This window comes from Lutibacter citreus (assembly GCF_003260195.1).
In the GTDB taxonomy this organism is placed as follows: domain Bacteria; phylum Bacteroidota; class Bacteroidia; order Flavobacteriales; family Flavobacteriaceae; genus Lutibacter; species Lutibacter citreus.
Genome location: NZ_QEIH01000002.1, coordinates 116,614 through 140,783, shown reverse-complemented (window position 1 = coordinate 140,783; position 24,170 = coordinate 116,614). Strand labels below are relative to the sequence as shown.

Here is a 24,170-nt window from a genome sequence, read left to right as displayed (position 1 = left end):
AGTAGAAAACTAAATTACGGAATTTTTAATTGTATTTTCTACTTTTTCGAAGAGGTCTTCAAATTTCATTGATTTAGCTTCAATGGCTTCATGGAATTCTATTGTTACATTTACCCCAATTTCTAGAGGGAACATTCCATATTTATTTATTTTCCAACAGTTATTAATTGTTACTGGAACAACATAAGCAGACGGAGCAAATTTGGTTAGCATTTTTAACCCATTTTCTGAAAAACGTCTTGGTTCTCCTGTTTTACTTCTAGTTCCTTCAGGAAAAATAACAGCAGCATAATTATTAGTTTCAATATATTTTCCAAACTCTTTAATTGCTGTTAGTGATTGTCTAGGATCTTTTCTATCTATTAAAACTGAACCTCCATGAGTTAAATTGTAAGATACACCTGGAATTCCTTTTCCTAATTCAATCTTAGAAACAAATTTAGGGTGGTAATCTTTTAAAAAACAGGCAAGTGGGCAAATATCATGCATGCTTTGATGATTTGATACTACAATTAAAGGAACATTTTTAGGAATGGGGTAATTGCTTATAAATTTTATTCTAGTTCCCAACATATAAAGTAAATATGTAAGAGTACAATTCATTAAGTCTACAGCTATTTTATGTCCTTTGTATTTTCCAAGGTTAAACCCTAGCCATTGTAAACCATGAAATATTACAAGTAAACTACCATAAAAAAGATAGAAAATAGGTGAAAGAATATATGATATTGTTTTTTTCATAATAGAAAAGGGTAAAAAAAAATCCTAAGCAATAATGCTTAGGATTGTATTATATTAATTTGAAAACCATTGAGACCAAGGGATTCTACTCAATATTAAAAGCAGTGCTATTGCATAAAAAACAGCAATTGTTTTAAATTTAGCAGTATCTGTTGTTTTCTTTTTATGCTTAGAAAAACCAATAGTTATTAAAGTAATTGCTATTACTCCTACTAAAGGATGTTCAATTAAGATTTTTCTTAGGTCACTGTTTTTCATAACGGCTCCCATTCCAATTTCTCTCATAGTTTCATAGTAAGTAGAAACGTAAAAAGCAACAAATCCAATTAATAGTTGAATATGAGAAGTTATAAGTGCAAATAATGAAATTCTTAAGTCATTAGCTCCAAATTTCTTCTTAGAAGTTAAACCAATAATTGCATTTATTGTAGCAAAAATTAAAATTGCTAAAACAACGTAGGCCCAATAAGAATGTATCATTTTAATCATAATAAAAGTTTTTTTTAGTTGCAGCAAATTTAGTTAAATAAAATGAAATTTATTTTTTTAAAATTGGGTATGTTAAAAAAGTTTAAGATTGTTTTTTTTATTGAAAAATCTATTATTATTAACGTGTAAATTAGTCAAACATTAAAAATATTAACACTATTTTTAGGAAAATTAGAAAAATATTGTATTTTGCGATTAAGTTAATCAATTCTAATTAAGAAAATATGAAAAAATTATTAAGTGTTTTCTTTACGCTTTTTACAGGTTTTGTTTTAGTAGCACAGACATCTGTAACGGGTTCAGTAAAGGAGGCTAAATCTGGACAGCCAATTCCAGGTGCCAACATTAAATTTGTTGGGAAATCTATTGGTACAACTACTGATTTTGATGGAAATTTTTCAATGAAAGTTGCGCAAGACCCTCCTTTCTCTCTAGAGATTTCGTTAATAGGTTATTCATCAACCACTGTTGAAGTTTCAAAAAATAATCAAGTTTTAAACATTTCGTTAAACGAGTCTGCAACAGCTTTAGATGAAGTTGTGGTATCCGCTTCCAGAACACCAGAAAGAATTTTAGAATCGCCTGTAACTATTGAAAGAATGGATGCAAGAGCGATTAAAAATACATCTTCACCCACATTTTATGATGGTTTAGAAAACTTAAAGGGTGTGGATATTAATGCGAATAGTTTGACCAATAAAAGCGTTAATACTAGAGGATTTGCTACTTTCTCTAATACACGTTTTATGCAATTGGTTGATGGGATGGATAATTCATCACCTGCATTAAATTTTGCTTTGGGAAATTTATTAGGAATGTCTGAATTGGATGTGAATACTGTTGAATTATTGCCTGGTGCGTCTTCTGCATTGTATGGTGCAAATGCATTTAATGGTGTTTTATTTATGACCAGTAAAAATCCGTTTGATTCTCATGGGATTAGTGCTTACGGGAAAACTGGAATAACGTCTCAAAAAGCTGCCGGAGATAATCTTTTTGTAGATGCCGGTATAAGAATAGCTCATAAGTTTAGTGATAAATTTGCAGCAAAAGCTTCTTTTTCATTTTTAGATGGAACAGATTGGTACGCTACAGATTATAGAGATTATGATCATGATAATAGCGTAACTGGTTCTGCTACACCAATAAAAGCCGAAACAGGGCAAACTTCATTTGATAGAATGAACATATATGGTGATGAAGTAAATTTATCTTCAGCAGGTTTAGGTGATTTAAATTTATTTGGTCAATATTTAGAAAGTATTAATCAACTTCCAGCAGGAGCTAGCGCTTTATTGCCAAAAGATAATGTATCACGTACTGGATATAAAGAGCAAGATTTAACAGATTATAGTGCGCGAAGTATAAAAACCAACGTAGCGTTACATTATAGACCTTTTGCTGATGATTTAGAAATTATTTATAATGGTAAATTTGGTAAAGGAAATACAATTTACCAAGGAACAAATAGATACAACATTAATAATTTTTGGCTGCAACAACATAAGTTAGAAATTAAAAGTGATCGATTTTTTGTGAGAGGGTATTTAACAACTGAAGATGCCGGAGATTCTTATGATATGAAGTTTGCTGGTGTTAATTTAAATAAACAAACTGCAGGTACTTGGTTTGGAACTTATGCAGGAGCATATGCAACTGGTGCTAGTCAAATTTTAGCTGGTGGAGGTACACAAGCAGACGTGGCAGCTGCATCTAGCCAATTACATGCCGGAGCAAGACAATATGCCGATGCAAATGTTACTTTACAACCAGGAACTCCTGAATTTAAAAAAGCATTAGATGCTGTAGTCTCGGATCCAAATATATTAACAGGAGCTAAATTTAAAGATAATACTAAATTGTATCATATTGATGCTAATTATAATTTTCATGAATTAATCGATTTTGCGGATATTCAAGTTGGAGGTTCTTGGAGACAGTATTCATTAAATTCTGACGGAACTATATTTACAGATTCAGATGGGCCTATTGATTATTCTGAATATGGAGCATATACACAAATTCAAAAAAAGTATTTAGATGACAGGCTTAAATTTACAGGGTCTTTAAGATATGATAAAGCTAAAAACTTTGATGGAAATGTTTCACCTAGAATTTCATTGTCTTATTCATTAGGGAAAGAAAAAACTAGAAATTTAAGAGCTTCATTTCAAACAGGGTTTAGAAACCCAACAACTCAAGATTTATATATTGGTTTAGATGCTGGGGTAGGAATACTTGTAGGATCTTCACCTGATAACTTAGATAGGTATACATCTGCACCAATTCCAATTAATAGTCCAACGGGTCAATCTGTAGCTGGTGGATCAACAGTACAATTATCTGGAGCAAGAGCTTATGATAATGCTTTTACAGAGTCCTCTCTGATAGCATTCGGAGCAGCGGTTCAAACTGCAGTTTTAGCTGGAGCAACTCCTGCTCAGGCGGCCGGTTTAAATGCCGGTTTAATAAAACAATCTAAAATTAATTACGTACAACCTGAGCGAGTTACTGCTTATGAAATTGGATATAGAGCTGGTTTTGGAAAATTCTCTCTTGATGCAAGTGCATATTACAACCAATACGAAGATTTTATTGGAAACAAAAATGTTGCAGTACCATTATATGGAGACGTGCCAAGTTTTAATCCAGCAAATGTTGCTACGGATCCAAATACACAATTATTGTTAGAAGCTATTGGAAGTGGAGATTTACAAGGATTTCAAGTATATACAAATTCTGATGCAGATATTTCATCATATGGAGGTAGTATTGGTCTTACATCAAAAATATTTGGAAATTATAATGCTGGTTTAAGTTATACGTATGCAAAGTTTGATTTTGATCAATCTTCAGACCCTGACTATGAAGCTGGTTTTAATACTCCAGAGCATAAAGTGAAATTATCTTTTGGAAATACAAATGTAATAGACAACCTAGGTTTTAACTTAAATGTGCGTTGGAGCGATGAATATATGTGGCAATCTACAATTGCAGATGCTATTATTGATGCAAGAACTGTAGTTGATGCACAAGTAAACTATACAATACCAACCTGGAAATCCACATTTAAAATTGGAGCAGCTAATTTAGGAGGAAAAGAGTATTTTAGTGCTCCGGGTAATGGGAAAATAGGTTCTCAATACTTTGCTTCATGGACTTTTAATCTATAATAATAGCAAATAAATAAAGAATTTTAAGCGCTTTAATTGTAGTTAAAGCGCTTCTTTTTAAAAAAGATATGTAAAAATTTTCAAAATAAAATCAAAAAACTATCTTTGCAATCTGCAAAATGCGGATAAACTAAAAAGATTAATTATCTTAAATATAAACAGTTAAAGTAATGACAAAAGTTACAGGTAAAGTTGCACAAATTATTGGTCCAGTTATCGATGTTGAATTTGAATCAGGTGCAGAACTTCCAAAGTTGTATGATTCATTAGAGATTAAAAGAACAGATGGATCATTATTAGTGTTAGAAGTTCAGTCACATATTGGTGAAGATACTGTTAGAACTATTTCAATGGATTCAACAGATGGATTAAGTAGAGGAACTGAGGTTTTTTCTACAGGTAATGCAATTCAAATGCCAGTTGGAGCTGATATTTATGGCCGTTTATTTAACGTTATTGGAGATTCAATTGACGGTTTAGGTAATTTACCAAAAGCTGGTGAAAATGGTTTACCTATTCACAGACAGGCTCCAAGATTTGAAGACTTGTCTACTTCAACAGAAGTATTATTTACAGGAATTAAAGTAATTGACTTAATTGAGCCATATGCAAAAGGTGGTAAAATTGGATTATTTGGTGGAGCCGGAGTTGGTAAAACTGTATTAATTCAAGAGTTAATTAATAATATAGCAAAAGGTCACGGTGGTTTATCAGTATTTGCTGGTGTAGGAGAAAGAACTCGTGAAGGAAATGACCTTTTAAGAGAGATGTTAGAATCTGGTATTATTAAATACGGTGATGATTTTATGCACTCTATGGAAGAAGGAGGATGGGATTTATCTAAAGTTGATAAGGCTGGAATGAAAGAATCTAAGGCTACTTTCGTATTCGGTCAAATGAATGAGCCACCTGGAGCACGTGCACGTGTTGCCTTATCTGGATTAACTATTGCTGAGTATTTCCGTGATGGTGCAGGTGAAGGACAAGGAAAAGATGTATTATTTTTCGTAGATAATATTTTCCGTTTCACACAAGCTGGTTCAGAGGTATCTGCACTTTTAGGTCGTATGCCATCAGCGGTAGGTTACCAACCAACATTGGCAACTGAAATGGGAGCAATGCAAGAACGTATTACTTCAACAAAAAATGGTTCAATTACATCAGTACAAGCGGTATATGTACCTGCGGATGATTTAACGGATCCAGCGCCAGCAACAACGTTTGCGCATTTAGATGCTACTACAGTATTGTCTCGTAAAATTGCTGAGCTTGGTATTTATCCTGCGGTAGATCCATTGGATTCTACTTCAAGAATTTTAACGGCAGACATTTTAGGTAAAGAACATTATGATTGTGCACAACGTGTTAAAGAGTTGTTACAACGTTATAAAGAATTACAAGATATTATTGCGATTTTAGGTATGGAAGAATTATCTGAAGAAGATAAATTAGCTGTACATAGAGCACGTAGAGCTCAACGTTTCTTATCTCAACCATTCCACGTTGCTGAACAGTTTACAGGTATACCAGGTGTTTTAGTTGATATTAAAGATACTATTAAAGGGTTTAATATGATTATGGATGGTGAGTTAGATAAATATCCTGAAGCTGCATTTAACTTAAGAGGATCAATTCAAGATGCGATTGATGCTGGAGAGAAAATGTTAGCTGAAGTATAATTTAATTATATAATTATGATTTTAGAAATAGTTTCACCAGAAGCAACATTATTACATTCAGAAGTTGAACTAGTTTCAGTTCCTGGTGTAAATGGAGAGTTTCAAATGTTAGATAATCACGCACCTATAGTTTCTTTACTTGTTGAAGGTACTGTTAAATTTAAAGGAGCAAATGTGAAGTTTGAAGAAGGTTTTGAAAGTAAATTTTCTAATAATAAAGAAGGGTATTCATTACCTATTAAAAGTGGTACAATTGAAATGAAAGAAAACAAGATTATTATTCTTGCTGATTAATTTCAAATAATATATTTATAAAAAAATGCCTAGCAATTTGCTAGGCATTTTTTATTTTTAAAATCTTTTTCCTATAAAAATACCTCCTCTAAAAAATCCTTCTGGAGAAGCCTCACTCATACCAAGTGTTCTACCTCCTCCAGCAAATATTTCCAAAATAAATCCATTATTGTTTACCCATTTTTTTCCAATGGATAATCCTAAAGCTGTATCAAAGTATTCATCATCTCCATAGTTGTCATAGTAATAATTGTCATCTGTACCAAATGAGAATTTAGAAAAACCTTCAATAAAAAGTCCTTTTGCTCCATAATCTTGACGGTTTAAAAAATACATTCTATAGAAAGGAGTTATAGAAAATTTCTCAAAATAAGCATCACTTTCCCTAGGGTTAACTAAAACGGATATTCCATAACCTGAAGAATTATTGCCTACAAACTCATAACTAGCTTCAAGAATACCTCCTATTGCAAGTTTTGCTCCGTCTATTTTTATTTCATTTAATTGTGATGGAGTTCTATAGTTTTGTTGCTGAGTATTATTTATTCTGTAGGAGCCTCTAATACCTTGTGAAAAGACAGTTATACTGAATAGAAATGCAAATGCTAATGCGAGTTTTTTCATAACTTAATGTTTATTTAAATTAATAATTACAAAAACCGAACCATAAATTTAGTTAACTTAAAAAAGAGCTTTTAATTGAATTGTTCCTGTGTGAATAGCATTTGAACTTTCACTTTTTCTTCCTAAATAATTTAAGTTAAGATTTAGAAATGAATTTATTTTTCGGTAAAATAAGATACTCCAAGTAAAATTTTCCCCAGGTTGTAAACCTTCTAGCATATGGTATGCGATGGGTGAATTACTATTTCCTGTAAAGTTGTTTTTAAAAAGATTTAGATCAGCTTTTAAGAGGTTTTTAGCGTTTGAGGCATAGTTTACTTCAAAACCTAATTTTTGCAATTTTAAGGCTTCTAAATCACCAATTTTATTTTTTTTATTTTCAGATTCATAAAATAAAGAGAAGTAGGTGTTGTCATTATAATAATAAGAGATTTTTGGTAAAAGAGAAGTGTTTTTAAGTTTATAGTTTCTATTGTTAAAATTTAAGGATAAGGAATTGTTATAAGTATTACTAGCATCAAAATTTAATTGCCAAAAAGCACCAATTTTATGTTCAAATTTAATTTTATGAAGTTCAATTTCATTTTCTAAATCATCAATAGTTGTAGTGTTTTTAATTTTTGATTGAATATAGCTATAGGTTGTTGAATAATTTTTCTTCCCTTTATTAAAGAATAGGCTATTGTTTAAATTATAGTTTAATCCCAATAAGTTTTCATTATTAGTATCAAAAGGATTTAAGTTGAATGAGTTTCCACTCTTTTTTTGTTTACTATCTACCAGTAAATAAGTTTGATTGTAAAAATGAGAAGCTAATTTTTTTAGTCCTTTTTTAGAGTTCCACTGTTGTGGATTTATAGAGATATTTTGAGTAAATTTATTTTGTTGCGTGGCTATGTAATTTATAGTTGGTAAAATAATTCTTAAATAAGTTGCCTGATCAGCAAATTGAGCTATTTCAAATTCATTTAAATCCTTAATATTATCATTGTTGTAATCAATCCAAGTATAAAAACCTTGACCTGGTTCAGTTTTAATATATGAATAATCTTGTTGAGGTAAGTTTCCTGATTTGTTTTCATAAACAGTATTAAAAGATAAAAACTGATTAAATAACTGTTGTTTGTAAAATATCTTTGAGTTTAATGATTCTTCATTTTTAAAATTTGTATTTTCAACTGTTCTATAATTTATATATGTATTTAATTGAGCTCTTTTTGTATTAATTAATGTAGACTTTAAATAATACGTTTTTGAATTGTTAGCACGTTTAAAAGTGTTGTTTTGTATACTATCTGTTGATCGAAAATTAGCACCAAATTGCGTGTAAACTTTAGTGGAATCTCCAATTCCCATAAAGGCTTCGTACTCATTAAATTTATGACTTAATTTTGATGTTAAATTTGATGCAGTTTCTATACGTTTATTATTTTCTCCACTTAATTGAATACCAAACCAGCTTTTTGAAAGGTTATATTTTGAAACTACAAAATATCTAGTAAAAGTTCCTTTATCTAATAAAGTTTCATTATTTAAAATACTTGTATTGAAATTTAGAGAGCTATTTTTTTTGTTGATATTTCCTAATAAATGATGTTTGTTTCCTGTAAAAGATTCACCAAATTCTAAATTTTCAAAAAGGTATTTAAATGTACTATTCTGTTGGTTTTTTAATTCTAAAAAACTACTTAATAATTTTTGATCTCCGCTTGTGTTCTCAATATTCCAATCTCTATTAAATTCAATGTTTTGAACACGTTCAACACTTTTAAAACGTTCATTAATAAAGTTGAATTTTAAATTGCTTTTTAACTCCCATTTATGTTGAAAAATAATTTGATCCCAGCTAAATTTTGAAGCTAAACCATTATTTTCTGAATCATCAAGTTTTGAGAATAAATTTTGATCAAAAGTACTAAATGCAGTTTCTGTATTAATTGTAGTTTTTGTAGAAGGATTATAAGTTGCTTTAAAAACGGCGACTTGTAATTTTTCAGGCGCAACTAATTGAATAGTTGGGTTGTAATCTCCTAAGTTTTCGCCTTTATATTCATATATTTTTCCAAGAGCAATAACATCTTTTAATGTATAATTTCCTAAATTTTCTCCAACATAAGAAAATGAAACTTGGTATAATTCATCGTTTTCGTTTATTGAATATTCAAAAATATTAGTGGCACCATTTGAAATTTTTCGATATAATATTTTGTCTTCAGAAAACGTGTCTAAATAAGCAGAAGGAGTGACCATTTCTCTGGTGTTATTTCCTGAATTTGCTAAAATTAGCTTTTGATCATTAGATAAATCTTGTTCTAAAGATTGGTTTTTTAAATCGTTTTCATTGTAAAAATATCCACTAACTGAGAGTTTGTCGCTTTTGTAAGAAATATTGTTGTAAGTGATAAAACGTGTATAAACCCTATCATTGAATTGATATTCTGCTGAAATCCGCATATTTGCAGTAACTGGAAAAGTTGTGGTAAAAGTTAATTCAGCGGTATTATAATCTATAGTATAATCATTATTTTCACCGCGTTTTAAAAGGCGTCCATTCACATATATTTTTTCCGTTCCAGATAAAATTAATACATATTTATTGTTAAAATCAGATAAATTATACGGACCCTGATTTCCTTCATTTCCTATAAATTGAACTTTATTATATTTCCCTCTTACAATAGCTCCAGAGGCTTTAATAGCTATTTCTGAATTTTCATTATTAATTTTTGTGTTTACCCGTAATCCTGAAACTTTTTTATTAAAATTTAAAAAAGAAGTTTCTTGGTTGTTTAAATAAATATCACCTGCGTTTAAACTCCAATTATCACTAAAAAGCTCCATAAAAACGCGATCAAACTCATTTAATTTATAAGTATTTCCATTTTCTTGAATAGGTAAATTGGTGTCAATTATAGAAGCTTTTAAAGTTATTTTATCTGATAATTTTCCAGCAATTTGTAAATCTAATGAAGAATTTACTACTCCATTTTGGTTGTTACCAACAGTGAGACCTCTTGTAATATTTCCGGCAGTATTTAACCCTTCAAAAGGTTTGAATGGTGATTTTTCTTGATTAGTTGTGAGGCTATATAATGGTGCGTCAATTTGATCATTCGGAACAATAATTTTATCGTCAAAATCAAAATATTTTTTGGTTAAAAAATCTGGGTAGGAGTTATATTGAACTATTATATTTGAATATTTTTTAGAATTATTAGATTTAAAAATAAGCAATGCTTTGGAAAAATCTATAATGTATCTGGAAGAATCAATTTCAGAAATAGTATCTGAAAAAACTTTAAATTTAAATGGATTTATGCTTACAGAATCTATTTTTACACTGTCGTTTTTAACTGAAAATGATTTCTTATGTAAATTTTTAGATTGAAATTGGGCATTGACAATTACACTACTTAAAAGAAATAATAAGAAGAGTCCTTTTTTCATTTTTTAAATAATACCATTCATCAATTATATTCACCACATTAAAATGCTCTTTTTCTAGTTCATTAAAAAAAGAAACCGTTACTATAGCGATACATTATTTTCTTTTATAGTAAATGCAAGCAATAAACGGTATAACGAATTTTTAGCAAAAATAGTTTAAAATAATGACTGTTGCAGAGAAGGGCTTTCGTGTTCTAAAAGCCATTTTTTTCTCCAGATTCCGCCGGCATAACCTGTTAAAGAACCATCACTTCCAATTATCCTATGACATGGAATAATAATCCAGATTGGGTTTTTTCCATTTGCTGAAGCTACAGCTCTAATGGCTTTTACATCTCCAAGTTTTTTACTTTGGTCTAAATAACTTCTTGTTTTTCCAAAGGGTACATTTAATAATTCATTCCAAACTTTTTTTTGAAAATCTGTCCCAACAGGATTTAGTTTTAAGTTAAATGATTCTCTTGAACCTTTAAAGTATTCATCTAGTTGCTGTACACAATCTTTCAAACATTCAGGGACTATTTCAGAAGATTCAATTTCATCATTTATAACAGAGACTGAAATTATTCCATTTATATCACCAATTATTTTGGCAATTCCGATGGGTGTTTTATAATATACTTTATGATTTTGTTCCAAAATATTGAAAATATTATTTATGAATATTAAATATACATTTATTTATGAAAAGACGCCAATTGTTGAAAAAACATTACAGTTAGCTTATTAAGTTTTTTTTTAATATATTAAAGAATTAACTTTGATGTGTAATTTAAGTTCTGACATTAAATTACTTAGCTATGAAAAATATTAAATTTCTTTTATTACTAGTAACTTTTACTACATTCTTATCTTGTAATAGTGATGATGATATGGATCTATCTGATAAGTTGATAGGAGAATGGTTGCGCACTGATTTTAGTGAAAATCTTGAATTTAAATTAAATTTTCTTCCAGATAACACTGGTTATAAAACCTTTAAAGAAGGGAATATGGGAACAACAATTGTTTCTTCAGCTATTATGTTTAATTGGAGTACTGATGAAAATATCCTAACATTTGATGAATTGGATGAAATTAATAAAACTTCATTTTCTTTTAATAAAACAGGGCAACTTATTTTAATAGATTATTCAGACTTACCATTTAATAAAGTTGAATAATTCTAAATTTTAAAAATATCTTTAGAGTTTTGTGTTGTTATTTTAGCGATTTCTTGTGGCGTTAAATTGTATATATCTACTAGTTTATCTAATACATTTATAATATAACTACTTTCGTTTCTTTTTCCTCTAAAAGGAGTTGGTGCTAAATATGGAGAATCGGTTTCCAGAACAATATTATTTAATGGAATTTCATTTAAAAATTTATCTATTTTACCATTTTTAAAGGTTAAAACACCACCTATTCCTAATTTCATATTATATGAAATTGCTTGTTGGGCTTGTTCTAAATTTCCCGTAAAACAATGAAATATTCCGTATAACTTATCATCTTTCACTTCTTCTAAAACTTCAAAAATCTCATTAAAAGCATCTCTACAATGAATTACAATTGGTAAGTTTTTTTCTTTAGCCCATTCAATTTGTTGCTTAAAAGCATCTTGTTGTTGCTGTAAAAAGGATTTATCCCAATACAAATCTATACCAATTTCACCAACTGCATAAAAATTCCGCTTATCCAACCATTCTTTTACAAATGCTAATTCCTCAGCGACATTTTCTTTTACATGTGTTGGGTGTAATCCCATCATTAAAAATATATTTTTTGGAAAAGCTTTTTCCAAATCTAACATAGCTGGTAAATAAGTAGAATCTATGGCAGGAATAAATAATCTAGAAACTCCAGAATCTATGGCGCGTTGTACAATTTCATTTCTATCATCATCAAATTGTTCGCTGTATAAATGCGTGTGCGTATCGGTTAAAATCATAGGGCAAAAGTAGTTAAAAACTGTTTTAAATAATAGAGTTGTTCAGTAATTAATACCTACTTTAGTTTAGCCGTAATAAGTTGTTAAAGAATGAATATTAAGATTGGTTTTATTTTGTTATTTGTGTTCCTTTTTGAATGTGTAAGTGCGCAGGAATATAGGAATATACAAACTTATAAAAAGGTTTCAAATAGCAAGGTTTTACAATCTGGTTGTTGGCTAAAAAAAGACAGAAAAAGACAAACTGAAGTTTGGGAAAATGCTAATATTTTTAATTTGGCGGCAGAAAATGGAAATTTAAAGTATACTTCTATAAGTCAGATTTGTGATTTTTATAAATGGTTTGATAATGCTATTAAGGTTAAAGGGCACGAAATAAATGGAGTTGGAATTGCTTCTATAGCTGCAAAACAATTATCTAATATGGATAATGGTTTTATCCGGGTTTTTATTGTTAGAAATAAAGAAATAGTACTTTTTGCAAATGAAGGTTCTAAAAAAGTATTGGCATTTGGATTTCCATTGTTGAAAGAAGTTTATTTTTCTGAAGATCTTATAATAGGTGAAAAAGCTAAAATTTGGGATATTAAAAACGGGACTTATGAGCAATGTCAAGTTTTAGAACCCTTATATAATAGACTTTCAATTAAAGCACTTTATAGATTAGAAAGAATTGCAAAAGGTAAAGGAATATTTAATTTGGCTGTTCCAAACGAGTTAAAATTTGAAGGTGATATTGATAATTGTCATTCTCGTTTTGAACACGGAAAGAATAAATTATTACCTTATTATTTATCGAAAAGAAATAATTAAGATATTATTTTACACGTATAAATAAATTAACATATAGACATACAGTACTTTACATTTGTAATATGTCATATTTTTTCTTACATTTAGCTGTAACTAACTAAAAAAATTAGTTGTGATAACAAAAACTGCTTTTCTAAAATTGCTATTTGATACTTAATAATTTTAAGAAATAAATTATTAAACAATCCCATTTTTTATCTATTAAATATAAATAATTACTATTTGGTTTATCCGTTAAAATTAAAGGGTGAAGGTTTGAATTTGTGCTTTTAATGGATGGTTGTTCATAAGCTGAATAAACACTTTAAATAGAAAAAAAATGAAAAAATCAAAACTAACAAAGATCCAATTTTAGCGTTTTTAATAGCTTTGATTTTCATTACGAGCTGTGACCAAAAAGCAAATGATCAGACTTTGAGATCTAACCAAACGGATTTACCAATCCTTGAAAAAGAAATTGAATTACGTCTTCAAGAATATGAAAGTCATTTAAAAAAAGGTGACTCGATTGCTTTAGGGAATATGTATATGGAAGATGCCGAGATAATACCATCTGTTGTGGGAAAAGAAAATATTACTAAGGTATTTGGGAATATGATTAGAGGCGGTACAACTGGCTCAAGTTTTAAAACTACGAAATTATGGGGAAATGAACAATTATTTGTGGAAGACGGAACAGAAACTTGGTACCATACTAATGGAACGGCTGTTGGAAGTGGAAGATATTTATTAGTTTGGAAAAAAGATGACGGAAAATGGAAAATATTACGAGATACTTGGTTTTCTGACAAAAAGAAATAGCTTAAAGAAGTCTACATAAAAAACCTATAGATAGCAATTTATATAATTAATTGCTAGTTGTAGCCTACTTAAAAATATTCCTGAGGAATATTCTATCGGTGATTTATTTGATAATTATAGTGCTTAAACCATACAACTAATCTTATATGTCCAGGTATAACTGATACACCTATGCACCATCGCTTGCGAGGTATTGTTGGAGACGACTTGTACGATAAAGGATTGCTACCTACTGTACATTTACAAAGAACTGGTCGCCCAGAGGAGGTTGCAAATGCTATTGTATTTCTTTGTTCAGATGAATCTAGTTATATTTCTGGTTCAACACTTACAGTTGACGGTGGACTCACATTGACGATGTAATAAATCTTAAAGTTAGATTATTGATTAGGGCGAAAATGAAAGAATAAAGTTGTTGGCAACCAAAATATATATAAACAAGTTAGCTAAATTTTTTAAGAAAACTTAAACGGGGATACTGAAAACCGACTAGAGTAGGTAAATATTTTAAGTTTAAAAACAATGAAAAAAGTATTAGCAATTTACACCTAAAAGGTGCAACCACAAAATCGTATGATGATTTATTAGTGGATTTAAAAGAAGCAAAACAAATAAAATTTAAAGCAAGACCACATCATTTCGCGTCTATAAAAGAGGGTGAAATACAAGTTGTTAACATTTGGGAGTCAGTAGAGGACTTTAAAAAAAATGGAGAAATTATGGTGCCATTAGCAAAGAAACATGGCATTGATGTACGACCTGAATTGTACCCGCTACACAATCAACTTGACTAAAAAATAAATTAAGCTTAAGCCGAAAAACCATTCAAAGTAGGCACTAAAAAATAATAATTATGAAAAAACGAATTAATTTTACTAATAAGTTCACATTAATTTTGATGCTTTTAACATTGACTTTTACAATTCAAAGTTGTGAAGAGAAGGAAAAAGAATCAAAGAAAGAAGTTGAAAAAGAAATAGTTGTTAAACCTGAAAAACCTGAATATTTTTTACTCCGACCAGAAGTTGAAAAAGCATATGGATATTCACACGCTGTAAAAATAGGTAATGATATTAAAATATCTGGAGCTGTAAGTATGGACGACGAAGGAAATCCAACAGCCATTGGTGATTTTGAGCAACAAATGAAAAATTGTTATGCCGATTTAGAAAAAATATTAAAACATTATAGTTGTACTTTTGATGATGTGGTAAAGGAAGATGTATTCACAACAGATATGCCAAAATTTTTGGAAGTCGCAGGTTACAGAACTGAAATCTATAAAAAGCAATTTCCAACAGGTTCTTGGCTTGGAGTGAAAGAGTTAGCACTACCAGAATTTATGATTGAAATTGAATTAGAAGTTCATAAATCCGAGTAGTGAAAGTTGAAAAATTTCAGATAGTTGGTCTAAATATGTTAAACTAACAATGGAAAATATGAGACGGAAATATTATCAATTTATAAATAGTTTATAATTTATAATTCCGATTTTTATGGTATGTGTTTTATTTGCTAAATTAGTTACTTAAAAACGCTATAAACTATACTTAAAATCATGAATTTTTTAAACCCACCAAAAGAATTAAAAATTATAATTGATTCTGAAAAAATTGATTTTTTAATAAAAAGCAAGAGAAATTATCCTAAAAAGAAAAGTGTTTCTTTATTGTTTTTTTCATTTTTTTGGATTGCTTTTACAAGTATTTTTGTATTTGCTTTTTTAGGGCCAATATTTAAAGGAAAAGAAGTTCATTTTTCAAGTAACAATATTGCTGTAGTAGCAAGTCCTGAAAATTTAGAGCCTTTATTAATTCCCGGATTAGTTATTGGACTATTTCTTATAGTTGGAATAGGAATGTTAATTTGGGCAATAATTTTATTTTTTCAAGATGGAGCTTATTTTGTAGGTACTAAAACTAGATTGATTAAATTTAGAAAAGGAAATATTACCATAAAAGATTGGGAACAATTTACAGGGAGCATTAATATTAAAAGTAATGGTAATTATGGGGATATTGAGTTGGAATTAAGAACAGGGAAAATGAAAAGTAGAAAAAACCGATCAGATGTTTTTATACCAGATATTATCTATATTTCACAAATTGAAAATGTATTTAATATTGAAAAAAAATGTAGAATTAGAATTAAAGAAAACGACCCAACTCCTGCAATTACTAGTGGTAGCTTATAATAATATGGATACTTATCTTTAAGTGAATATATAAACAATAAACTTTAATTCTTAAAGATTGTCCCTAGCCATATTTAAAGGAATTATAAATTAGACTATGGGACAATTGTTTTTTTTATTTGTACAAGCTATGCCTATAAAATGAGACTAAAACGGTAGTTGATACCCAATTGAAATTTGATTTAAATCAAACGTGTTTCTCATAGTGTAATCAATAAATAATTTTTCTGAAATAAAAGGTAAATAAGCACCTAATATTGCATTGTAAAACCCTTTAGTATTGTCACTATTTGATAATGCTCCTGCTCCAACTCCTACGTAAGGTTGTATTTTTATATTTTCTTTTAAAAATGGGTAAATTATGTTTCCAGCAGCTCCAAATACAATATTATCGTCAAATCCTGCAAATATTTCTGGTACAAACTCAAATGAAGAATTGCCCATTGTAAAATAAGCTTTTGCTCCAATAACCGCATATCCAGAATTGCTAAATTCATAGCCACCTTGAATTGAAGAATTTTTATACGATAAAAATCGTTCTGAAATTAATTTATCAGAATTGTCAACCGTAATAGCATCAGTTATTTTAGTTTCTGTATTAACTTTGTCCAATTTTATATTGTCTTTCTCAATAGATTCAATATTTTTTGCTATTTTTTTAGCAGCTTTTTTATCTTCTTTTGTAGTTGTATCTTTCTGTTCTGTTTTTATAAGAGTTTTTAAAGATTTTTTTTCTTTTTGCTCTTTTTTTACTGTTTTAGAAGAGTCTATAACTTTAGAATTTTCAATTAAACTTTCTTTTTGAATTTCGTTTTTTTCTAAAATCAATTTTTCCAAAACATTTATTCGTGAGTTAATACTATCTAATTGATGATTTACCGATTTTGACTTCTCAGAACCATTTATAAATTCATTATCTTCAGAAGTAGCTCCATTTACTCCTTTTAAAATTCTATCAATTAACGATTCAAACTCTAAAGGAGTCATTTGTATAATTGTTCCATTTTGTGGTGCAATAGCTTTTTCATTTTCTATTTTTGAAATTTTTTCAACTTCTTTTAAAGCTTCTTGAGCTTCTTTTTTATCTTCCAATAGCTCTAATGCTTTATTTACATCTTTAGCTTGGTAGGCTTTTTGAATTTCACCTTCTAAGGTTGTTATTTTAGATTGATATTCATTTTTAAGTGCATTAATTTTTTCAGTATTATTTTCTTGCTGAACACTTAATTCTTTTGCAACTTTTTCATCATAAACGGTTGAAGGCGCTTTAGATTTTCTTCCCATAGTAAATTTAACCCCAGCATTGTACATTAAATGTGTTTTAATATCATTTGGTGCAGAAATATTGTCAATATCTTCACCAGAAGTAATCATAGCTCGCAGCCCACCAGAAATAAGTACTCTTCTACCTAAAGGTATATTTAAGCCTAAACCACCTGTGGCAAATTCTCCGCTATCAACATTTAAATTTCCTTTGCCAATATATAAATCAGACGAGTTTAAATATCCTCCACCTAAAATTAAGTAAGGAGTTACTCCGTTTCCATCATTTAATCTTGCTCTAAATTCAACTCCATACATAGATAATTCATCAAAATTTGTTGAAATCTCATCGTTTTCCGTTGCTTTAAAGTAAAAACCTCTTATTCCTATATATTCATTAAAATCAAAACCAGCATAGCCACCTAACATATAAGTGTCTTTAAATAATGAATTATCATCAAATGAAATATGTGCAATACTTGGTTCAATAACCAATTGCATTCCTTTAAAACCACCTTTAAACTTTTTTAAATATGCTTCATCCAATTCGGTAAGTGTTCCTGGTTTTCTTCCTCCTAAATAAATCTGAAGAGATCCCATTAATCCCCAGTTACTTGTACGTTCTTTGGTTGTATTTGCATCATTTACATTAAACGTAGCTTTATCATTATTTGTTAATAAAGCAGAAGCTGCATTAAAGTTATAAGTTGTGTTTTTTGCTTCAACTGATAATACTATTCTTTTTACCAAATTAACTTTAAATCCAACACCTAAACTACCATAAACTTGATCAAATTTTTCTGAATTTACTTCAATATTTTGAACTCCCGTTCCAATTGTAAAATACGGTTTTAACCTTTTTGTTCCAATATTAGCTTTAAACTCGCCTCCCCAACGGGTAAGAGTTGCATCTTGCGAGTTAAACAAGGTTTTATCAAAACTAGTTAGTCCAAAGTTTGAAAAATCTGTTTGTAAATCTAATGAACGTAAATAAACTCCACGAAGTTCTATATATTCACCAAATCCAAATCCTAGTTTTCCACCAACTAAAGTACCATCTTTAAATGCTGCTTGATTATCCCACCAAGTATATTCTGCAGCAGGTGAAAAAGTAAAACTAATATCTTTTACTTGCGCTGTAAGTTTTGAAGTAATTATCAAAAAGAATACGATTACTAATATTATTTTTTTCATTTATATTGATTTCTTTAAATTGTTGTTATGTAACTCATTTTTAAAAAATTGGAGACAAAAGTAACTTATTTTTTTATACGATTATCAATTATTTTTTATGTCTAATTTAGGTAAATTGTGCATACATTTGTAAAAAAATATTCGTTAAATGAAAAAATCATACAAAGTAATTTTAGGGTTGTTTTTAGTACTATTAAGTACACATAATTTTGCGCAAATTAAAACGCAAAAAAGTAACATAGTTATTTCTGAAGCAGAATTAATTTCGCTTTCAAATACTTTAAAAAAATACAAAAACACCAATAGTTTAACTATTAATAACTCAACAAAAAGAGAGTTAGATTCGTTAAACCAAAGAATAAATCAATTAACTGAATTACTTTCATTACAAAAAAAATCGACATTAAGTTCAAAAGAATTAGTTCCAATAGTTGTTACAGCTTTGGACTCTAATAAGGATGTTAATGTTGAAGACAATATAAACTCACCTAAAGAATCTGTGCTATCTAAAGCTGTTAATGAGTATTCTAATAAAGAAAAAAGCACTAATTATGAAAATGAAAATAAAACTTTAGAGTTAAACAGGCTTCAGCAAGAAGTTGCTGAATTAAAATATTTGGTTTCAAAAGTTCTTGAAAATCAGGTGAAAAACTCTATTCTTTCTGGTGAAACTAAAGATGTAAGAACCGTTATTCATCCGGCACCAGTGTTTCTTGAAAAAACTATTTCAAAAACTGATACAGTGTATGTTTTAAAAGAAAATGATGGTTCTAAAACCCTAGATTCTTTAAATATGAAGTTGTTAACTGTAAAAAGTAACCAGATAAAAGACCAGCAATTACTAATTGATTCATTAAAAAATCAATTAGTAATGAAAAACATATCGGTGCCAAGAAAAATTGAAAAGGTTAAAGATATTAGTACTTTAAAATTGTATTTTTTTAATAATGAATTCAGTTTAAATGAAATAAATAAAACCATTCTTGATGAGATGTTTTCAAATGTTTATGGAGTTAATGATAAACTTAATTTTTCTATTAAAGGTTTTGCAAGTAATTCTGGAAATACGAGTTATAATAAAGCTTTATCAACAAAAAGATCACAAGCAGTACTTAATTATTTAGTTATAAAAGGTGTGGAGGGTAGTGCTATTAAAAGTGAATCTTTTGGCGTTGATTATACTGAGAAAAATGAATCAAAAGCACGTAGAGTTGAAATAGAAATTACTAAAACTCTTTAATATATATTAGTATTCTTTTACATCTGAAGTAATATAAGATGTAAAAGAATAATTTTGATTTACAATAAATATGAGAAATTTTACTTTAACCTGTCTTTAGCTAAAGTGAAGAATTGAAAATGCTAACACATCCAGAAAACATACAGATTTAAGATATTTGGTAGCAGGCATATACAAAATAATCTAAAATAGAATACCTATCTCTTTAGGCTGAGACCAATTAGAAGCTCTTCCTATAGCAGGAATTAAAGTGCCAAATACTTCTAGTTTTTTAGAAAAATATGAATCTCCATCTAAGATCCTTCCTAAATTTAATTTTATAGACGTGTTCAAAATAACGTTACTTTCAATTGCTTTTATAGGTAGCTTTATAGTGCCCATTAAATGATCGTGGCGATCATCTGAAATTCCATAAATACTACTTTGGTCCCAATTTCCAATAATAACAGGAATATCAATTTTACCATTTACATCGTATACAAAAAGAAATAATATGTATTCCATTTCTAATTGTAAATCTATTTTATGAAAATCAATTATTGCCTCTATTGAAACTTCAGTTGAATCGTTTCCAACAACAATAGATTCAGGTAGCTCACCTAGCTTTATAGAAGTTAATTTTGCCATTATAGTAAATATTAAATAGGTTTAGTAAATTTCTTTTTGATTGACACTAATATACCAACTAAAATTCCAATTACAAAACTACCTAAAATCACCAATACTCTAGAGATACTTATTTTCCAGAATAAAAATTTAACATCAGTTATTTCTGCATTTTGTAAGGAGAAAATAATTATTAATGAAATAAATAGTATAGCTATAATTGTTTTTGTTTTCATTTTTATGAAAAATAAATTGTTATATAAAGTTACGTTATTTTAAGACATAATTAAACTCTAATAAGTTATTTGCGTTTAACTATTAAACGTGGATATTTTAACGGAATTAGCTACTTTTTAATTTCAACTTTTAGGCTTAAAAAGTCAATAAAACTCACCTGTTTACTGTAAGTATATTATTGGTTTTTCAGTTGGATAATAAATTTCAATTATTTTTAATTTAAGTTGTTTTTTAAATGTAATGCAAACTATTTCAGTGTGTTAAATTTGTTTTTATTAATTAAATTTTTTAAATTGTGTATTACTAACCAAAAAAATGACTGATGAAAAGAAAAAAATTTCCTCCAGAATATCTATGTCTTTACTTTTAATTTTCTTGTTTAATCGCGTTTAGTGTAATTAAATACTTATTTGAAATTTTGAACATAAATTAATTTAATAATGACTCTTGGTTTATAAGGTAAATAGAACCGATAAACATTATAATTACTACTTATAATAGGAGTTTGAAGCAAGATAAGTTTCAAGATAAATTAAAGTTGACTTTCTCAGACATGATAAATCAGAATGATGTTTTACAAAATCAGTAAAATATTTCTTCAGATTAAAGAATGTCTTTGTAATTCTAACTATTAATATAGCAAGCAACATATTGCTTGTGAATAAAGTGAAACAAAATTCTATTTTAACTAAAAATCCAACTAATGATGAATCGAATCTTATTCTCCATTCTTTTATTTTTTATTGTAAACCAATTATACTCCCAAAAAAAGATTATTATAACGGGAGATGTTAGCATAAGGACCAACTGTACTGATGGTAAGGTGAATGGTGTTAATGGAGGCTGCCTCTATGAAGTGAAATTTCATAATGAAAACAATTTGTCTTTAGAACAAGCCAAAACGGTTGCTTCTTATAGTGGTTGGACATTGGCCACGGCAGATGAATTATCTGCTGCTTATAACAGGTTAAACTATGGCCATTTTGCTTATGGAATGTTGGCAGATGGTCAAATGTCAGTTCCGGTTCAAAGCGATATGGGCACATTTAAAAAGGGTGTAAATATTGGTGTGAATGGAGGTAACCAAGGCTTCTTTTACACTATTAAACCTGGAACGCCAATTGTAAAAAGGCCTCCAGCGGTTGTAGCTGCGTCTCCATCTAATAATACAATCAAATTATCGGGAAATGCAGGTAATCCAATAGCTATAAACAATTCAGAAGGAGGGTTTTATGCTAGAGAGTTCTTTAAATTAAATGGGATACCTTATAAAGATAGTGATGCTGCTAAATATCGTGAATATGAAAAAAAGTATGCAAATGGTATTGGTAATATTATGCAAGACAAATGGGATGATGCTAATTACCAACCTATTTTAAACAGAGCGCTAAGTCGATACATTGTTGAAAAGTTTCCTAATAGCTATCGTGATAATAGTATCCATTTATTTGAATATTTAAAAAGTCTAATCCTTAGTAAGGATGAAAATTGTACTGATTGTGAGATTGCTAGATATGAGTTTGTTGGTTTTTTTGTGCCTGAGTATCTGAAAATGCTGCGCACAGGATCCAATCCTGCATTACGACAACAGTTTTCTGAATATGTAAGTTATCACATTGCAAGCGCGAGTAGAAAAAGTTTAGTAGCGTGGAAGTATTATTCAAGAAGAAACTCAGCTCAGTTAAGAGATGAGCCTTTTATACCAGGGTTAAACCTAAATGCTGGTCCAACATTAATAGATCAAAATGACTTAGGAACGGCTCAATCTTATGATCGGGTTACTATGTCGTCCATTTTTATAAAATCTGCCGTTCCATTACCAGGTAAGTCAGTTAATGATTTTAAAGAGAATGGAATGAATGGCAGTCCTATGTATTTTACGTTTGAACAAAATTTAGTGGTAATGGATTTTGTAATGCCAGTGGCAGCGCAATCTTTCCAAAATGATCAAGGTGTAAAATTGCTATTGAGTGTTCCTAATTACTTTTCCAAAAACTTATCTGCAGAAGCTAAAGCACTTAATATTGCTGAAAGTATAGGCATAAGAGCTGGAACGGGAGCTGCTATTGGAGGAACCCTATTATTTAGCGGATTTGCACTTCAAGCGCTCCAACTTTCAGCTGAAATAGCAAGGAGTTTGTCTGGTCCAATTACCAATGCAGTGGTTCATAATATTGGTGGGCAATTAGTAGAAAAAAGTGTTACTACAATTACAAGTGTAGGGGTTAACAGTTCTGCACTCGGATCTAATGCTATTGGACCGGCTCTTGTAAACGCTATTGGCCCAATAGCAGCTGGAGTTGGGGTGTTTATGGTCGGTTTTATGCCTACAGGTGGTAAAGCAATAGAAATAGCTATTTTTGAAGATAACCTAAAAAAGGATAGCTATATAAAAGACCGTCAACAAGATTGGATGGCTATGAAAGATGCTGAGAAGATTGAAAATTTTTCATTCTTATTCAAGATGTTGGTTGTAGATGCTAAGGACTTCACTTATTTGATTCCTGCGGATGTTGCGGATAAAGCCGAACAACGTCGTTTGGAAACTGCTGCTGCTAATTATATAGTGAGGAAAGATGCTAAACAGGCTGCGCTTAAAAATCAAATAATGTCCACTTTGGATGCTAGGTACCTTATCCCTGATATGCATCATTATTCCGAGGATGGTCTTACTTTGGCACAGGCCAAAAGTAAAGCACAATTTCATGGTTGGACATTAGCAACAGAAAATGAGCTTAATGATGCTTGGAGTAGTGGTTTTCAAGCATTTGCTTATTTAAGAATGGCAGATGGAAGATTTGCTGTGCCTATTCAAAAGGATATACAACAATTTAAAAAAGGAGCAAACATTGGTGTTGTTGGCGGCAATCAGGGGTTTTTATATACAGTTAAGAAAGGAGATTACAAACGAATTAGAAACTATTGGAAAAAAGATATGTACATCCAAAGCCAAGGTAAAAAGGCTATAAAGGGGGTAAAATCAGTTACCGGTAACGCAGACCAATGGAAGATGATTCCTGCTGCTAACGGTTGGTTCCGAATACAAAGCTTGGAGAATCCTGAACTTTACTTAAATTTTTCGGGTAGTACACTTGAAGTTGTTTCTATTAAACCTAATTGGGCAAGTGCCTTATGGAAATTAATTCCAACTCATAGTGGCTATGGAAGACTTCAAAATAATTGGTATCCCGAAAAGGTTATACATATTGAATATGGCAAACTAGAAATAGGTCCAATTCAACCAAATTCGTGGAGTGCTATGTGGAAGTTTGAGTAAGCCTTTAAACTATTCTAAAAAAGAAAATTAACTCTTTTTTCGGTTTATGCTTTTTGGAGGCAAGAGATGTATTTAGAACCTCGTGAGAGTTATGAAATGGCTTCACGTTGTTCAATTGCAATCTCAATTTTAGTTACAACAGCTTTATTTAACGTTGGTTTTAGT

The 24,170-nt window shown here is 29.5% G+C and carries 20 protein-coding genes; 11 read left to right on the top strand and 9 right to left on the bottom strand.

The window, feature by feature from the left end; genetic code table 11:
• Positions 1-9: 9 nt before the first annotated feature.
• Together DAD81_RS03710 and DAD81_RS03705 are read right to left on the bottom strand one after the other, a co-directional pair.
• Positions 10-741, bottom strand: coding sequence for a lysophospholipid acyltransferase family protein (locus tag DAD81_RS03710; protein ID WP_111706893.1), 732 nt, complete (start codon positions 739-741; stop codon positions 10-12).
• Between the two features lie 54 nt (positions 742-795).
• Positions 796-1,230, bottom strand: coding sequence for a hypothetical protein (locus tag DAD81_RS03705; protein WP_179950018.1), 435 nt, complete (start codon positions 1,228-1,230; stop codon positions 796-798).
• 224 nt (positions 1,231-1,454) lie between these two features.
• Between DAD81_RS03705 and DAD81_RS03700 the strand changes: the two genes are divergently transcribed.
• The 3 genes from DAD81_RS03700 (at position 1,455) to DAD81_RS03690 (ending at position 6,376) form a co-directional block, all read left to right on the top strand.
• Positions 1,455-4,403 (top strand): TonB-dependent receptor domain-containing protein, encoded by a 2,949-nt coding sequence (locus DAD81_RS03700; RefSeq protein WP_111706892.1) that lies wholly within the window; start codon positions 1,455-1,457, stop codon positions 4,401-4,403.
• Between the two features lie 170 nt (positions 4,404-4,573).
• Positions 4,574-6,082: a F0F1 ATP synthase subunit beta gene (atpD, locus tag DAD81_RS03695; RefSeq protein ID WP_111706891.1), complete on the top strand. Its 1,509-nt coding sequence runs from the start codon at positions 4,574-4,576 to the stop codon at positions 6,080-6,082.
• Between the two features lie 15 nt (positions 6,083-6,097).
• Positions 6,098-6,376 carry a F0F1 ATP synthase subunit epsilon gene (locus DAD81_RS03690; RefSeq protein WP_111706890.1) on the top strand — a complete coding sequence of 93 codons (279 nt, stop codon included), beginning with the start codon at positions 6,098-6,100 and terminating at the stop codon, positions 6,374-6,376.
• 57 nt (positions 6,377-6,433) lie between these two features.
• Here DAD81_RS03690 and DAD81_RS03685 read toward each other — a convergent pair whose 3' ends face one another.
• The 3 genes from DAD81_RS03685 to DAD81_RS03675 all read right to left on the bottom strand — a co-directional run bounded on the left by DAD81_RS03685 (position 6,434) and on the right by DAD81_RS03675 (position 11,086).
• Positions 6,434-7,000: a hypothetical protein gene (locus DAD81_RS03685; RefSeq protein ID WP_111706889.1), complete on the bottom strand. Its 567-nt coding sequence runs from the start codon at positions 6,998-7,000 to the stop codon at positions 6,434-6,436.
• A 57-nt stretch (positions 7,001-7,057) separates the two neighbouring features.
• Positions 7,058-10,447, bottom strand: a complete 3,390-nt coding sequence (locus DAD81_RS03680; protein WP_111706888.1) for a hypothetical protein — start codon at positions 10,445-10,447, stop codon at positions 7,058-7,060.
• Between the two features lie 156 nt (positions 10,448-10,603).
• The gene (locus DAD81_RS03675) at positions 10,604-11,086 is read right to left on the bottom strand and encodes a methylated-DNA--[protein]-cysteine S-methyltransferase (RefSeq protein WP_394340148.1); all 483 of its coding nucleotides are present in this window, start codon (positions 11,084-11,086) and stop codon (positions 10,604-10,606) included.
• A 161-nt stretch (positions 11,087-11,247) separates the two neighbouring features.
• On the opposite strand from DAD81_RS03675, the gene DAD81_RS03670 reads away from it, so the two are divergent.
• Positions 11,248-11,610, top strand: a complete 363-nt coding sequence (locus tag DAD81_RS03670; protein ID WP_111706886.1) for a hypothetical protein — start codon at positions 11,248-11,250, stop codon at positions 11,608-11,610.
• A 2-nt stretch (positions 11,611-11,612) separates the two neighbouring features.
• Here the strand turns inward: DAD81_RS03670 and DAD81_RS03665 are convergent, their stop codons facing one another.
• Entirely contained in the window at positions 11,613-12,380 is a 768-nt protein-coding gene (locus DAD81_RS03665; RefSeq protein ID WP_111706885.1) for a TatD family hydrolase, read from the bottom strand.
• A gap of 90 nt (positions 12,381-12,470) precedes the next feature.
• Between DAD81_RS03665 and DAD81_RS03660 the strand changes: the two genes are divergently transcribed.
• The 5 genes from DAD81_RS03660 (at position 12,471) to DAD81_RS03635 (ending at position 16,188) form a co-directional block, all read left to right on the top strand.
• Complete coding sequence (locus DAD81_RS03660; RefSeq protein ID WP_111706884.1) at positions 12,471-13,193, top strand: hypothetical protein; 723 nt, start codon at positions 12,471-12,473, stop codon at positions 13,191-13,193.
• A 414-nt stretch (positions 13,194-13,607) separates the two neighbouring features.
• Positions 13,608-13,994 (top strand): YybH family protein, encoded by a 387-nt coding sequence (locus tag DAD81_RS03655; RefSeq protein ID WP_157961072.1) that lies wholly within the window; start codon positions 13,608-13,610, stop codon positions 13,992-13,994.
• A 144-nt stretch (positions 13,995-14,138) separates the two neighbouring features.
• Positions 14,139-14,357 (top strand): SDR family NAD(P)-dependent oxidoreductase, encoded by a 219-nt coding sequence (locus DAD81_RS03650; protein WP_262511268.1) that lies wholly within the window; start codon positions 14,139-14,141, stop codon positions 14,355-14,357.
• 535 nt (positions 14,358-14,892) lie between these two features.
• Positions 14,893-15,375, top strand: a complete 483-nt coding sequence (locus DAD81_RS03640; protein ID WP_394340153.1) for a RidA family protein — start codon at positions 14,893-14,895, stop codon at positions 15,373-15,375.
• A 177-nt stretch (positions 15,376-15,552) separates the two neighbouring features.
• Positions 15,553-16,188 carry a hypothetical protein gene (locus DAD81_RS03635; RefSeq protein ID WP_111706880.1) on the top strand — a complete coding sequence of 212 codons (636 nt, stop codon included), beginning with the start codon at positions 15,553-15,555 and terminating at the stop codon, positions 16,186-16,188.
• A 147-nt stretch (positions 16,189-16,335) separates the two neighbouring features.
• Here DAD81_RS03635 and DAD81_RS03630 read toward each other — a convergent pair whose 3' ends face one another.
• Entirely contained in the window at positions 16,336-18,645 is a 2,310-nt protein-coding gene (locus DAD81_RS03630) for an outer membrane beta-barrel protein (protein WP_111706879.1), read from the bottom strand.
• 148 nt (positions 18,646-18,793) lie between these two features.
• Here DAD81_RS03630 and DAD81_RS03625 point away from each other — a divergent pair, with 148 nt between their 5' ends.
• On the top strand, positions 18,794-19,885 hold the full coding sequence (locus DAD81_RS03625; RefSeq protein WP_111706878.1) for an OmpA family protein: 1,092 nt from the start codon (positions 18,794-18,796) through the stop codon (positions 19,883-19,885).
• Between the two features lie 183 nt (positions 19,886-20,068).
• Here DAD81_RS03625 and DAD81_RS03620 read toward each other — a convergent pair whose 3' ends face one another.
• Positions 20,069-20,512, bottom strand: a complete 444-nt coding sequence (locus DAD81_RS03620; protein ID WP_111706877.1) for a hypothetical protein — start codon at positions 20,510-20,512, stop codon at positions 20,069-20,071.
• A gap of 11 nt (positions 20,513-20,523) precedes the next feature.
• Positions 20,524-20,727 carry a lipopolysaccharide assembly protein LapA domain-containing protein gene (locus DAD81_RS03615; RefSeq protein WP_111706876.1) on the bottom strand — a complete coding sequence of 68 codons (204 nt, stop codon included), beginning with the start codon at positions 20,725-20,727 and terminating at the stop codon, positions 20,524-20,526.
• Positions 20,728-21,431: 704 nt separating this feature from the next.
• On the opposite strand from DAD81_RS03615, the gene DAD81_RS03610 reads away from it, so the two are divergent.
• Complete coding sequence (locus DAD81_RS03610; RefSeq protein ID WP_157961071.1) at positions 21,432-24,005, top strand: hypothetical protein; 2,574 nt, start codon at positions 21,432-21,434, stop codon at positions 24,003-24,005.
• Positions 24,006-24,170 lie beyond the last annotated feature (165 nt).